The sequence below is a fragment of the Methylotuvimicrobium alcaliphilum 20Z genome, assembly GCF_000968535.2.
GTDB lineage: Bacteria > Pseudomonadota > Gammaproteobacteria > Methylococcales > Methylomonadaceae > Methylotuvimicrobium > Methylotuvimicrobium alcaliphilum.
In genome coordinates this window covers 3,860,466-3,872,521 of the sequence record NC_016112.1, presented here as the reverse complement: position 1 = coordinate 3,872,521, position 12,056 = coordinate 3,860,466, and the positions used below count along the sequence as shown (strand labels likewise).

The window sequence follows — 12,056 nt, the reverse complement described above, 5'->3', positions numbered from 1 at the left end:
ATTTACCTTAATTTGATTGCCCGTTCCGGCCTCATGCCGGAAACCATTTAGAGAGGATAAGCTCTTGAAAGATTTAATGAACTTTTTAAAGCGCCAAGGCCGCGCCGATGATTTCGATTCAATTCGCATAGGCTTGGCGTCTCCTGACATGATCCGTTCTTGGTCTTATGGAGAAGTTAAAAAGCCTGAAACGATCAATTATCGAACTTTTAAGCCGGAACGAGATGGATTGTTTTGCGCCAAAATTTTTGGCCCTGTGAGCGATTATGAATGTTTATGCGGAAAATATAAAAGACTGAAACACAGAGGCGTCATCTGTGAAAAATGCGGCGTTGAAGTCACGCTTTCAAAAGTGCGCCGAGAAAGAATGGGGCATATTGAGTTAGCTAGTCCGGTTGCTCATATTTGGTTTTTGAAGTCTTTGCCATCGAGGATTGCGCTGCTGCTAGACATGACGCTTCGTGAAATCGAGCGCGTCTTGTATTTCGAATCATTCGTTGTGCTGGATCCGGGTGTTACGCCGCTTAATAAAGGGCAGTTACTAACCGATGACGAATATCTCGATGCCGTCGAGGAATTTGGCGATGATTTCGTTGCGAAAATGGGTGCCGAAGCCGTTTTTGACTTGCTCAAAGCAATAGATCTTAATGGCGAAATCAACCGTTTGCGCGAAGAGATCAACGGCACTAATTCAGAAACTAAGATTAAAAAGTTTTCTAAGCGCTTAAAAGTAATCGAATCGCTGTTAAGCTCTAAAAATCGTCCTGAATGGATGATTATGCAAGTATTGCCGGTTTTGCCTCCGGAATTGAGACCTTTGGTGCCTCTGGATGGCGGGCGGTTTGCCACGTCGGATTTAAACGATCTTTATCGTCGCGTCATCAATAGAAATAACCGGCTCAATCGTTTGTTGGATTTGAACGCGCCGGATATTATCGTCCGTAACGAAAAGCGAATGCTGCAAGAGTCGGTCGACGCATTACTCGATAATGGCCGTCGAGGCAGAGCTATCACCGGTACTAATAGAAGACCGCTTAAATCCCTTGCCGATATGATTAAGGGTAAGCAAGGCCGATTTAGGCAAAATTTGTTAGGTAAGCGTGTCGACTATTCCGGGCGTTCGGTTATTGTGGTCGGACCGACGCTACGCTTGCATCAATGCGGTTTACCTAAAAAAATGGCTTTGGAATTATTCAAGCCGTTCATCTTTAGCAAATTGCAATTGAGAGGGCTTGCCACAACGATTAAAGCCGCGAAGAAGATGGTTGAGCGAGAAGGTGCCGAGGTTTGGGATATTCTCGAAGAGGTCATTCGCGAGCATCCGGTGTTGTTAAACAGGGCGCCGACCTTGCATCGCTTGGGTATACAAGCGTTCGAGCCAATCTTAATCGAAGGTAAAGCGATACAGTTGCATCCTTTGGTCTGCAGCGCTTTCAATGCCGATTTTGATGGCGACCAAATGGCGGTGCATGTGCCATTATCGATAGAGGCGCAGCTTGAAGCCAGAACGTTGATGATGGCGACCAATAATATTTTGTCGCCGGCAAGCGGTGAGCCGATTATCAACCCGTCTCAGGACGTAGTTTTGGGTCTTTATTTTATTAGCCGAGAAAAAGTTAATGCAAAAGGTAATGGCTCGATCTTTGTTTCAATAGATGAAGTTCATAAAGCCTTGGCATTTAAAAGTGTCGACTTACAAGCCAAGATTCAATTAAGAATCACTGAAAGAATAAAAACCGATAGAGGGGTTGCCGAACAAAAAACCTATCGTGTCGAAACGACGGTTGGCCGAGCATTGATCTGGGAAATTGTTCCTGAAGGTATGCCGTACGAGATGGTCAATTGCGATATGACGAAGAAAAATATATCGCGATTGATCAATTATTGCTATCGACATCTAGGTATCAAGGAAACGGTCATTATGGCCGACCAATTGATGTATCTTGGTTTTCGTTATGCCACCCTTTCGGGTGTGTCTTTCGGTATCGAAGATATGGAGATACCGGCTAAGAAAGAAGAAATTATCAATACGGCTAATGCCGAAGTTAACGAAATACAAAGTCAATACTCGTCAGGTTTGGTGACTGACGGCGAGCGATACAACAAGGTAGTTGATATCTGGTCTCATGCAAATGATCAGGTCGCGAAAGTCATGATGGATGGTTTGGGCGTAGAGGAAATCGAAGATGCCGATGGCAACAAGGTTACTCAGAAATCGTTCAACTCAATTTTTATGATGGCCGAGTCGGGTGCTCGGGGTTCCGCTGCACAGATTAGGCAGTTGGCCGGCATGCGCGGCTTGATGGCGAAGCCGGATGGTTCGATTATCGAAACGCCGATTACTGCGAATTTTAGGGAAGGTCTGGACGTACTGCAGTACTTTATTTCGACTCACGGCGCACGTAAAGGGCTAGCCGACACGGCGCTGAAAACCGCTAACTCGGGTTATTTGACAAGGCGTTTGGTCGATGTGGCTCAAGATTTGGTTATTACAGGAGACGATTGCGGCACGACGCAAGGTATCTCGATGATGCCGATTATCGAAGGCGGTGATGTGGTCGAACCATTGGCCGAGCGTGTATTAGGTCGCGTAGTCATCAGCGACGTGATGGATGCGGCCGGCGAAAAAGTTATCGTTAAAAACGGAACCTTGCTTGATGAGCACTGGGTGTCGGTGCTTGAAGAAAACAGTGTCGATCACGTCTATGTGCGTTCGGTTATCACTTGTGAAAATCGCCATGGTGTTTGTGCTGCGTGTTACGGCAGAGACTTGGCTAGAGGGCATTTAGTCAATAGCGGCGAAGCGGTCGGTGTTATTGCTGCGCAGTCCATCGGTGAGCCGGGGACGCAGTTGACAATGCGTACTTTCCATATTGGCGGTGCAGCTTCGAGATCGGCTGCGATTAGTAATGTACAAGTTAAATCGGCTGGAACGGTTAAGTTAAGTAACCTTAAGACCGTTACAAACCGGGAGGGAAATCTGGTAGCGGTTTCCCGGTCCGGCGAAATCGGTATCATCGACGAATATGGCCGTGAGCGCGAGCGCTATAAAATTCCATATGGCGCGGTTTTGTTAGTCCAGGACGGCAGTAAAATTAGCGGTGGAGAAATTATCGCCAACTGGGATCCGCATACGCATCCGGTAATTACCGAGGTTGATGGCGTAGTCAGCTTATTCGACTTCATGGATGGTGTAACGGTTCAAAAGCAGGCGGATGAGGTTACGGGCTTAAGTTCCTTAGTGGTTACCGATCCTAAGCAAAGGGGTAGTGCCGGTAAAGATTTGCGCCCAATGGTTAAGCTAATGGATGCCGCCGGAGAGACCATTTATCTGCCCGGAACAGAGATTCCCGCGCAGTACTTCCTGCCGACCGGAGCAATTGTCAGTATCAAGGACGGTCATGAAGTTAAAGTTGGTGACGTATTGGCGAGGATTCCTCAGGAGTCGAGTAAAACGCGCGACATCACCGGTGGTTTACCTCGTGTAGCCGACTTGTTTGAAGCAAGAAAAACCAAGGATCCGGCGATTTTGGCGGAAACAACCGGCACGATATCCTTCGGTAAAGAGACTAAAGGTAAGCAGCGTGTCATCATAACCGATGCAAGCGGCGAACAATATGAAACATTGGTGCCGAAATGGCGGCATATTACCGTGTTCGAGGGCGAGCATGTCGAAAAAGGTGAAACCATTGCTGAAGGTGAATTGACGCCGCACGATATTTTAAGGTTGCGTGGTATTGAAGATCTTGCTAACTATCTAGTGAAAGAGATTCAAGACGTTTATCGATTACAGGGTGTAAAAATCAATGATAAACATATTGAAGCAATCATTAGGCAAATGCTTCGTAAAGTTGAAATCACTGCCGGCGGTGACACGGAATTCTTGAAAGGAGATCAGGTCGAGCGGGCCTATGTTCGTGAGGTCAATGAAAAAATGGAAGCGGAAGGAAAGATACCGGCAAGTTTCGAGTCTGTTTTGTTGGGTATCACTAAAGCTTCATTGGCAACTGAGTCATTTATCTCGGCCGCTTCCTTCCAGGAGACGACTCGAGTATTGACGGATGCAGCGGTTCGCGGACTGAGCGACGGTTTGCATGGGTTGAAGGAAAATGTGATCGTTGGGCGATTGATACCCGCGGGTACAGGATTGGCCTATCATGAGCAAAGAAGGAAGCGACGCTCCAAAGAAATGGAGGTTCCATCCGAGGGTGATAATATTTCATCAGTCGATGCGGGTGATGTAGAAGAAGCATTAAAGCAAGCCTTAAACACTGAATAAATTAAATCGGCTTGACCTGGTAAAAAATTAGCGTTAAGATGCTCTGCTCAAATGAGCTAACGCTATTTGTCAGGATAAGCATTATATGGCCGCTGTGCATAAAAATGTACGGCGGTTATTTTTATTGACTGGCGGGTAAACTGAATTATCGGAGTAACAAATTTATGGCCACGATCAACCAATTGGTTCGTAAGCCGCGTGCTAAAAGAATAGAAAAAAGCAATGTTCCGGCGCTGGAGGCATGTCCTCAACGTCGCGGAGTATGTACTAGAGTCTATACCACGACCCCCAAGAAGCCGAACTCGGCATTAAGAAAGGTCGCACGGGTACGGTTGACAAACGGTGCAGAGGTAAGTAGCTATATTGGTGGTGAGGGTCACAACCTACAAGAGCATTCCGTTGTGTTGATTCGTGGCGGTAGGGTAAAGGATTTGCCTGGTGTTCGATATCATGTCGTTCGCGGAAGTCTTGATACTTCGGGTGTCAAAAACAGAAAGTGCGGTCGTTCGAAGTACGGAACGAAAAGACCTAAAGCCTAACGAAGTTTGGTGAATTAAATGTCAAGAAGAAGAGTAGCGGCGAAAAGAGACGTCATTCCTGATCCTAGATTTGGTAGCACTATGCTAACCAAATTCATGAATATGATCATGACTAGCGGAAAGAAATCGGTTGCCGAAAAGATCGTGTATGGAGCGCTGGACGTGATCGAAAGTAAAGGTCATGCCGAGCCGTTGGAGGTGTTGACTCGAGCTCTGGAGAATGTACAGCCGCGGGTTGAGGTGAAGTCAAGGCGTGTCGGCGGGGCAACCTATCAGGTTCCTGTGGAAGTTAGACCTTCGCGCCGTGCAGCTTTGGCGATGCGTTGGTTGATTGATGCGGCTCGTAAAAGAAACGAAAAAAATATGCCTTCAAAACTGGCCGGTGAGTTATTGGATGCCTTCGAAAGCCGTGGTGCGGCAGCTAAAAAGCGTGAGGAAACTCATCGTATGGCTGAGGCAAACAAGGCGTTTTCTCATTACCGTTGGTAATTTAAGTTACTGAAGGCATGCGCAGTGGCACGAAAAACTCCTCTTAGTCGTTATCGAAATATAGGTATCATGGCTCATATTGATGCCGGTAAGACTACGACTACCGAGCGCGTACTGTTTTATACCGGCGTTTCGCACAAAATTGGCGAGGTGCATGACGGTGCGGCAACCATGGATTGGATGGCTCAAGAGCAAGAAAGAGGTATTACTATCACCTCGGCCGCTACGACCTGTTTTTGGAGTGGAATGAGCAAGCAGTTTCCGGAGCATCAAATAAATATTATTGATACGCCGGGGCATGTCGATTTTACGATCGAGGTTGAACGATCGCTTAGGGTTTTAGATGGAGCTTGTGCTGTATTTTGTGCGGTGGGTGGTGTTGAGCCGCAATCGGAAACAGTGTGGAGGCAGGCAAATAAATACCATGTGCCAAGGTTAGCGTTCATCAATAAGATGGATAGGCAGGGAGCCAATTTTTTAAGAGTGGTTCAGCAAATTAAAGCTCGTTTAGGAAGCAATCCTATCCCGATGCAATTGCCGATAGGTGCTGATGATTCGTTCGAAGGCGTTGTAGACCTGATAAAAATGAAAGCTATTTATTGGGACGAAGCGACTAAAGGAATGAATTTCGAAGAGCGTGAAATACCGGGCCATATGCTTTCGCTCAGCCAAGAATGGCGTGATCACATGATCGAATCGGCAGTTGAAAGTTCGGATGAGCTAATGGAAAAATACCTTGAAGGTGTAGATCTCTCCGAAGAAGAGATCAAAAAAGGGGTGCGACAGCTCACGTTAAATAATCTTGCGGTTCCTACATTTTGCGGATCGGCCTTTAAAAACAAAGGCGTTCAGGCGATGTTGGATGCCGTAATCGAGTATTTGCCTTCACCTACAGAAGTTAAGCCGATTAAAGGTGTTCTTGATGATGATGTCACCGAAGAAGAACGACCTGCAGACAATGATGCGCCTTTTGCGGCTTTAGCTTTTAAAATTGCAACCGATCCGTTTGTTGGGGCTTTAACCTTTATTAGGGTTTATTCGGGTGTGCTTAATTCCGGCGATGCTGTTTATAACTCGGTAAAAAAGAAGAAAGAACGTATTGGGCGGTTGGTGCAGATGCATGCCAATTCCCGCGAAGAAGTTAAGGAAGTGCATGCCGGCGATATAGCGGCGGCAATAGGTTTGAAAGATGTCACTACCGGCGATACATTATGTGACATGAAATCGGTCATTGTGCTTGAGAGAATGGATTTTCCTGAGCCGGTAATATCGGTTGCGGTTGAGCCGAAAACTAAAGCCGATCAAGAAAAAATGGGAGTTGCTCTTGGCAAGCTTGCCCAAGAAGATCCATCGTTTCGTGTACATACAGATCAGGAGTCAGGTCAAACCATTATTTCCGGAATGGGTGAATTACATCTGGAGATAATTGTAGACAGAATGAAAAGGGAATTCAGCGTCGATGCTAACGTAGGAGCTCCCCAAGTTGCCTATAGAGAAACGATTCGCAAGCAAGTGGAGCAAGAGGGTAAATTTATTCGACAATCCGGCGGTCGAGGTCAATATGGACATGTATGGTTGCGAATCGAGCCGAAAGAACCTGGTTCCGGATATGAATTTGTGAATGAAATTGTTGGTGGCGTGGTTCCGAGGGAATACATACCGGCAGTTGACAAAGGAGTGCAGGAGCAACTGGAAAATGGAGTTTTGGCAGGGTATCCAGTGGTTGATGTAAAAGTATCATTGTTTGATGGATCGTATCACGATGTTGATTCGAGCGAGATGGCATTTAAAATCGCGGGATCAATGTGCTTTAAAGAGGGTGCGAAAAAAGCCGACCCGGTCCTTCTGGAGCCGATAATGAAGGTAGAAGTCGTGACTCCGGAAGATTACATGGGTGATGTTGTAGGTGATATAAACAGGCGCCGTGGAATCATTCAGGGTATGGACGACACTCCTGCAGGTAAAATTATCAGTTGTGAAGTTCCGTTGGCGGAGATGTTCGGTTATGCGACTGATTTGCGATCTGCAACACAGGGGCGAGCAACATACAGTATGCAATTTGAAAAATACGCTGAAGCACCTGCAAATATTGCAGAAGCAATCATAAAAAAAGTTTCATAAATTGAATAAAAAATAAAGGTATTGAATCATGTCCAAAGAAAAATTCGAACGTAAAAAACCACACGTAAACGTAGGAACCATCGGTCACGTCGATCATGGTAAAACCACATTGACCGCGGCATTGACAAAAGTGATGGCGGATGCGCGTGGAGGTGTTTACAAGGCCTACGATCAAATTGATAACGCCCCCGAAGAGCGCGAGCGTGGTATTACAATCGCAACGGCTCACGTAGAGTACGAATCGGAAAACCGTCACTATGCGCATGTGGATTGCCCGGGTCATGCCGACTACGTCAAAAACATGATTACCGGTGCGGCGCAAATGGATGGCGCGATCCTGGTCTGTTCGGCGGCCGACGGCCCGATGCCGCAAACTCGTGAGCATATATTGTTGGCACGTCAAGTAGGTGTTCCGTATATCGTGGTTTATTTGAATAAAGCCGATATGGTGGATGATGCCGAATTAATCGAATTAGTGGAAATGGAAGTCAGAGAATTATTGGACATGTACGAATTTCCGGGCGACGATACTCCGTTAGTTATCGGCTCGGCGTTAAAAGCGCTGGAGGGCGATACCAGTGATATCGGCGTGCCATCGATCCTTAAGCTGGTCGAAGCCTTAGATAGCTATATTCCGGAGCCTGAGCGAGCGATTGATCAGCCGTTCCTGATGCCGATTGAGGACGTGTTCTCGATTTCCGGACGCGGCACCGTGGTTACCGGACGTGTCGAGCGTGGAATCATTAAGGTTGGGCAAGAGATTGAAATTGTCGGAATTAGACCGACTACGACGACAACCTGCACCGGCGTGGAAATGTTCCGTAAGTTATTGGATCAAGGCCAAGCGGGCGATAACGTTGGGGTCTTGTTAAGAGGCACCAAAAGAGACGAAGTCGAACGCGGACAAGTCTTGGCGCACAAAGGTACCATTAATCCGCATACGCATTTCAAAGCGGAAATCTACGTATTATCGAAAGACGAAGGCGGGCGTCATACACCATTCTTTAATGGCTATCGTCCACAATTTTATTTCAGAACAACGGATGTGACTGGAGCGGTCGATCTTCCGGAAGGCGTGGAAATGGTGATGCCGGGCGATAACGTCAATGTTGAAGTGAAATTAATTGCTCCGATTGCGATGGAAGAAGGCTTGCGATTCGCGGTTCGTGAAGGTGGTCGTACCGTTGGCGCGGGCGTTGTTGCATCAATCATCGAGTAAACAATATGACGAGTCAAACTATTAGAATACGCCTGAAATCATTTGATCATAAATTAATTGATCAATCCGCAGGTGAAATCGTAGAAACAGCGAAAAGAACGGGTGCGCAAGTCAAGGGCCCTATCCCGCTGCCTACTAAGAAAGAGCGGTTTACGATTTTGATCTCTCCGCATGTCAATAAAGACGCGCGCGATCAATATGAATTAAGAACGTACAAACGATTGCTCGACATCGTCGAGCCAACCGAAAAAACTGTCGATGCCTTGATGAAATTAGATCTGGCAGCCGGTGTGGACGTTCAAATAAAGTTGAATTAAATGTAGGGGAATTGGCAGATGTCAATAGGTCTAATTGGTCGTAAATGTGGTATGACCAGAGTATTTTGCGAGGATGGGTCGTCAGTGCCCGTGACGGTTCTTCAGATAGAGTCTAACCGAGTTACTCAAGTTAAAAGCATCGAAAAAGATGGCTATCGCGCGATACAAGTCGCTGCTGGTGAAAAAAAATCATCTAGAGTGAATAAGGCGATGGCTGGTCATTTTGCGGCTGCGAATGTAACCGCAGGAAGAGGTCTGTGGGAATTCAGGCTGGATGACGGTGAAGGTGACGATCTCTCTGCCGGTTCCGAATTACAGGCAAGTATTTTTGCTCAAGGACAGGTGGTTGATGTTCGCGGAACAAGCATCGGTAAAGGTTATCAAGGTGCGGTCAAGCGGCATAATTTTAGAACGCAGGATGCGACGCACGGTAATTCGTTGTCCCATAGAGCTCCCGGTTCTAACGGTATGTGTCAAACGCCCGGTCGCGTTTTTAAAGGGAAAAAAATGTCCGGTCATATGGGCGCCGCTAAAACGACAATCGATAATCTAACTATTCATGCAGTCGATAGCGAGAGAAATTTGATTTTAGTCAAAGGGGCTGTGCCTGGAGCAAAAGGTAGCGATGTCGTGATTACCCCGGCTGCGAAAATGCGGAATAAGAAGGATAAATCATGAGTATACAAATTCCTGCAATTAACGAAAGCGAATCTGCCGCAGCAGTTGCGGTAGGCGAAGAAGTTTTTGGGCAAGTTTTTAATGAGACGTTAGTTCATCAATTGGTGACTCGGCACTTGGCAGGCGCTCGTTCTGGGACAAAAGCACAGAAGACACGTTCCGATGTAAGTGGTGGTGGGATTAAGCCTTGGCGTCAAAAAGGGACGGGGCGGGCAAGATCTGGTACAATGCGCAGCCCACTCTGGAGAACAGGTGGCGTGACCTTTGCTGCAAGACCGCGTTCATTCGAGCAAAAACTGAATAAAAAAATGTTTCGATCGGGTTTGCGGTCGATTTTGTCCGAGTTGCTAAGACAAGACCGTTTGGTTGTTAGTAGTGAAATCATTCCTTCGACTCCAAAAACGAAAGAAATGGTTGCAAAGCTGAGCGGTTTGGATTGTAAGCGCGTTTTAATCATATCCGACGAAGTCGACTTTAATCTGGCTTTGGCTTCAAGAAATATTCCGTATTTAGAAGTTTGTTCTGCGGATAATTTGAGCCCGGTATCACTGGTTGCAGCGGAAAAAGTCATTATGACGCCTGCGGCGGTAAAAATGATAGAGGAGAGATTGGCATGAGCGAGCTAATCAAAAGTAAATTGGCAAGTGTCTTGAGAGCTCCTGTTGTTTCAGAAAAAAGCACAATTGCCGCTGAGGCGAATAAACAGTTTGTGTTTAACGTTCAGAAACAGGCGACAAAGAATCAAATAAAGCAAGCCGTCGAGCTTATGTTCGAAGTAAAAGTCGATTCGGTCCGTGTGCTGAATGTCAAAGGTAAGAAAAAAAGGTTTGGTCAAACCCTTGGCAAGCGTTCCGATTGGAAAAAAGCCTATGTCAAGCTCAAAGAAGGCCACGATATAGATTTCTCGGCAGCTTAATAGTTAAAAGTTTAAAAGATCAATAGGAAACGGTAGAAAGCATGGCTATTGTAAAATCAAAACCTACATCGGCTGGATCGAGGTTTGTTGTACGTGTCAAAAACGATGAGTTACATAAAGGCAAGCCATTCGCACAGTTGCTTGATAAAAACAGCAAAAATGGCGGACGTAATAATCAAGGGCGCATAACCACACGTCATGTCGGTGGGGGTCATAAGCATCACTACCGGATCATTGATTTTAAAAGAAATAAAATAGATATTCCGGCTGTTGTTGAGCGTATCGAATATGATCCCAACAGAACCGCCAATATTGCTTTGATTCTCTTTAAAGACGGTGAGCGTCGATATATTATCGCCCCTAAAGGCATAACCCAAGGGCAAGAAATTTTATCCGCTGAAACCACTACGGTGAAACCGGGTAATTGTATGCCGCTTAGAAATATTCCATTGGGTACTACTATTCATTGCGTTGAATTAAAGCCCGGTAAAGGTGCTCAATTAGCAAGAAGCGCTGGCGCATCTTGCCAGTTAGTCGCTAGAGAAGGCGCTTACGTAACCATCCGGTTAAGATCGGGTGAAATGCGCAAAATCATGGCCGATTGTAAGGCTGTAGTTGGAGAAGTATCCAACTCTGAGCACAACTTAACATCATTGGGCAAGGCCGGAGCAAAGCGCTGGCGCGGAGTAAGGCCAACCGTTCGCGGTGTGGCAATGAATCCTGTAGATCATCCGCATGGTGGTGGTGAAGGGCGTACGTCAGGCGGCAGACATCCTGTTTCGCCATGGGGTATGCCGACCAAAGGTTATAAAACACGTAAAAATAAACGCACAGACAATATGATTGTCAGACGCCGTAAGCAGAAATAGAGAGGAAATAGCGTGCCACGATCAATTAAAAAAGGTCCTTTTATAGATCATCATCTTCTGAAAAAAGTAGAGGATGCGGTAAAAGCCAATAATAGGAAACCGATTAAAACATGGTCAAGAAGATCAATGATTATTCCCGATATGTTGGGTTTAACTATTGCTGTCCACAATGGACGTCAACACGTCCCTGTTCTTGTTTCTGAGAATATGATAGGGCATAAACTCGGTGAATTTGCGCCGACACGCACCTATAAAGGGCATGTGGCCGATAAGAAGTCAAGGTAAGGTGTAGGATGGAAATATCAGCAAAATTAAGCAATGCACCTATGTCGGCACAAAAAGCCAGGTTGGTAGGTGATCAAATTCGCGGTCTTCCGGTCGAGAAAGCGCTGGCCATTTTGTCATTTAGTACAAAAAGTGCGGCAGGGGTCATCAAAAAGCTTTTAGAGTCGGCGATTGCCAATGCGGAGCATAACGAAAGCGCCGATGTTGACGAATTGAAAGTTACGACGGTTTATGTCAACGAAGGGCCGACCATGAAACGTTTTAAACCGCGAGCGAAAGGTCGAGCCAATAAAATATTGAAAAGAACCTGTCACATAACAATCAAAGTAGCAGAATACGAGTAG

At 46.2% G+C, this 12,056-nt stretch carries 12 protein-coding genes; all 12 read left to right on the top strand.

The features are described from left to right. Window positions 1–76: 76 nt before the first annotated feature. The 12 genes from rpoC to rplV all read left to right on the top strand — a co-directional run bounded on the left by rpoC (window position 77) and on the right by rplV (window position 12,056). A complete protein-coding gene (rpoC, locus tag MEALZ_RS16400) occupies window positions 77–4,279 on the top strand; it encodes a DNA-directed RNA polymerase subunit beta' (protein WP_046061218.1) in 4,203 nt (1,400 codons plus the stop codon). Between the two features lie 164 nt (window positions 4,280–4,443). Continuing rightward, window positions 4,444–4,818 (top strand): 30S ribosomal protein S12, encoded by a 375-nt coding sequence (rpsL, locus tag MEALZ_RS16395; RefSeq protein ID WP_014149778.1) that lies wholly within the window; start codon window positions 4,444–4,446, stop codon window positions 4,816–4,818. A gap of 18 nt (window positions 4,819–4,836) precedes the next feature. Further along, complete coding sequence (rpsG, locus tag MEALZ_RS16390; protein ID WP_014149777.1) at window positions 4,837–5,307, top strand: 30S ribosomal protein S7; 471 nt, start codon at window positions 4,837–4,839, stop codon at window positions 5,305–5,307. A 24-nt stretch (window positions 5,308–5,331) separates the two neighbouring features. Next, window positions 5,332–7,428 (top strand): elongation factor G, encoded by a 2,097-nt coding sequence (gene fusA / locus MEALZ_RS16385; protein ID WP_046061217.1) that lies wholly within the window; start codon window positions 5,332–5,334, stop codon window positions 7,426–7,428. Window positions 7,429–7,456: 28 nt separating this feature from the next. Then, window positions 7,457–8,647 carry an elongation factor Tu gene (gene tuf / locus MEALZ_RS16380; RefSeq protein ID WP_014149775.1) on the top strand — a complete coding sequence of 397 codons (1,191 nt, stop codon included), beginning with the start codon at window positions 7,457–7,459 and terminating at the stop codon, window positions 8,645–8,647. Window positions 8,648–8,652: 5 nt separating this feature from the next. After that, window positions 8,653–8,964 carry a 30S ribosomal protein S10 gene (rpsJ, locus tag MEALZ_RS16375; RefSeq protein WP_014149774.1) on the top strand — a complete coding sequence of 104 codons (312 nt, stop codon included), beginning with the start codon at window positions 8,653–8,655 and terminating at the stop codon, window positions 8,962–8,964. 18 nt (window positions 8,965–8,982) lie between these two features. Next, window positions 8,983–9,642: a 50S ribosomal protein L3 gene (rplC, locus tag MEALZ_RS16370; protein WP_014149773.1), complete on the top strand. Its 660-nt coding sequence runs from the start codon at window positions 8,983–8,985 to the stop codon at window positions 9,640–9,642. Then, window positions 9,639–10,259 (top strand): 50S ribosomal protein L4, encoded by a 621-nt coding sequence (gene rplD, locus MEALZ_RS16365; protein WP_014149772.1) that lies wholly within the window; start codon window positions 9,639–9,641, stop codon window positions 10,257–10,259. Before rplC ends, rplD begins: the two co-directional genes overlap by 4 nt. After that, window positions 10,256–10,558 carry a 50S ribosomal protein L23 gene (gene rplW, locus MEALZ_RS16360; protein WP_014149771.1) on the top strand — a complete coding sequence of 101 codons (303 nt, stop codon included), beginning with the start codon at window positions 10,256–10,258 and terminating at the stop codon, window positions 10,556–10,558. Before rplD ends, rplW begins: the two co-directional genes overlap by 4 nt. Before the next feature lie 41 nt (window positions 10,559–10,599). Next, window positions 10,600–11,427 (top strand): 50S ribosomal protein L2, encoded by an 828-nt coding sequence (gene rplB, locus MEALZ_RS16355; RefSeq protein ID WP_014149770.1) that lies wholly within the window; start codon window positions 10,600–10,602, stop codon window positions 11,425–11,427. A 12-nt stretch (window positions 11,428–11,439) separates the two neighbouring features. Then, the gene (rpsS, locus tag MEALZ_RS16350; protein ID WP_014149769.1) at window positions 11,440–11,712 is read left to right on the top strand and encodes a 30S ribosomal protein S19; all 273 of its coding nucleotides are present in this window, start codon (window positions 11,440–11,442) and stop codon (window positions 11,710–11,712) included. An 8-nt stretch (window positions 11,713–11,720) separates the two neighbouring features. Then, complete coding sequence (rplV, locus tag MEALZ_RS16345; protein WP_014149768.1) at window positions 11,721–12,056, top strand: 50S ribosomal protein L22; 336 nt, start codon at window positions 11,721–11,723, stop codon at window positions 12,054–12,056.

Coding starts and splice junctions, on each gene's coding strand:
- rplV (WP_014149768.1), top strand. CDS start 11,721: ATGGAAATATCAGCAAAATTAAGCAATGCACCTATGTCGGCACAAAAA.
- rplW (WP_014149771.1), top strand. CDS start 10,256: ATGAGCGAGCTAATCAAAAGTAAATTGGCAAGTGTCTTGAGAGCTCCT.
- rplD (WP_014149772.1), top strand. CDS start 9,639: ATGAGTATACAAATTCCTGCAATTAACGAAAGCGAATCTGCCGCAGCA.
- rpoC (WP_046061218.1), top strand. CDS start 77: ATGAACTTTTTAAAGCGCCAAGGCCGCGCCGATGATTTCGATTCAATT.
- rpsL (WP_014149778.1), top strand. CDS start 4,444: ATGGCCACGATCAACCAATTGGTTCGTAAGCCGCGTGCTAAAAGAATA.
- rplB (WP_014149770.1), top strand. CDS start 10,600: ATGGCTATTGTAAAATCAAAACCTACATCGGCTGGATCGAGGTTTGTT.
- rpsJ (WP_014149774.1), top strand. CDS start 8,653: ATGACGAGTCAAACTATTAGAATACGCCTGAAATCATTTGATCATAAA.
- rpsG (WP_014149777.1), top strand. CDS start 4,837: ATGTCAAGAAGAAGAGTAGCGGCGAAAAGAGACGTCATTCCTGATCCT.
- rplC (WP_014149773.1), top strand. CDS start 8,983: ATGTCAATAGGTCTAATTGGTCGTAAATGTGGTATGACCAGAGTATTT.
- tuf (WP_014149775.1), top strand. CDS start 7,457: ATGTCCAAAGAAAAATTCGAACGTAAAAAACCACACGTAAACGTAGGA.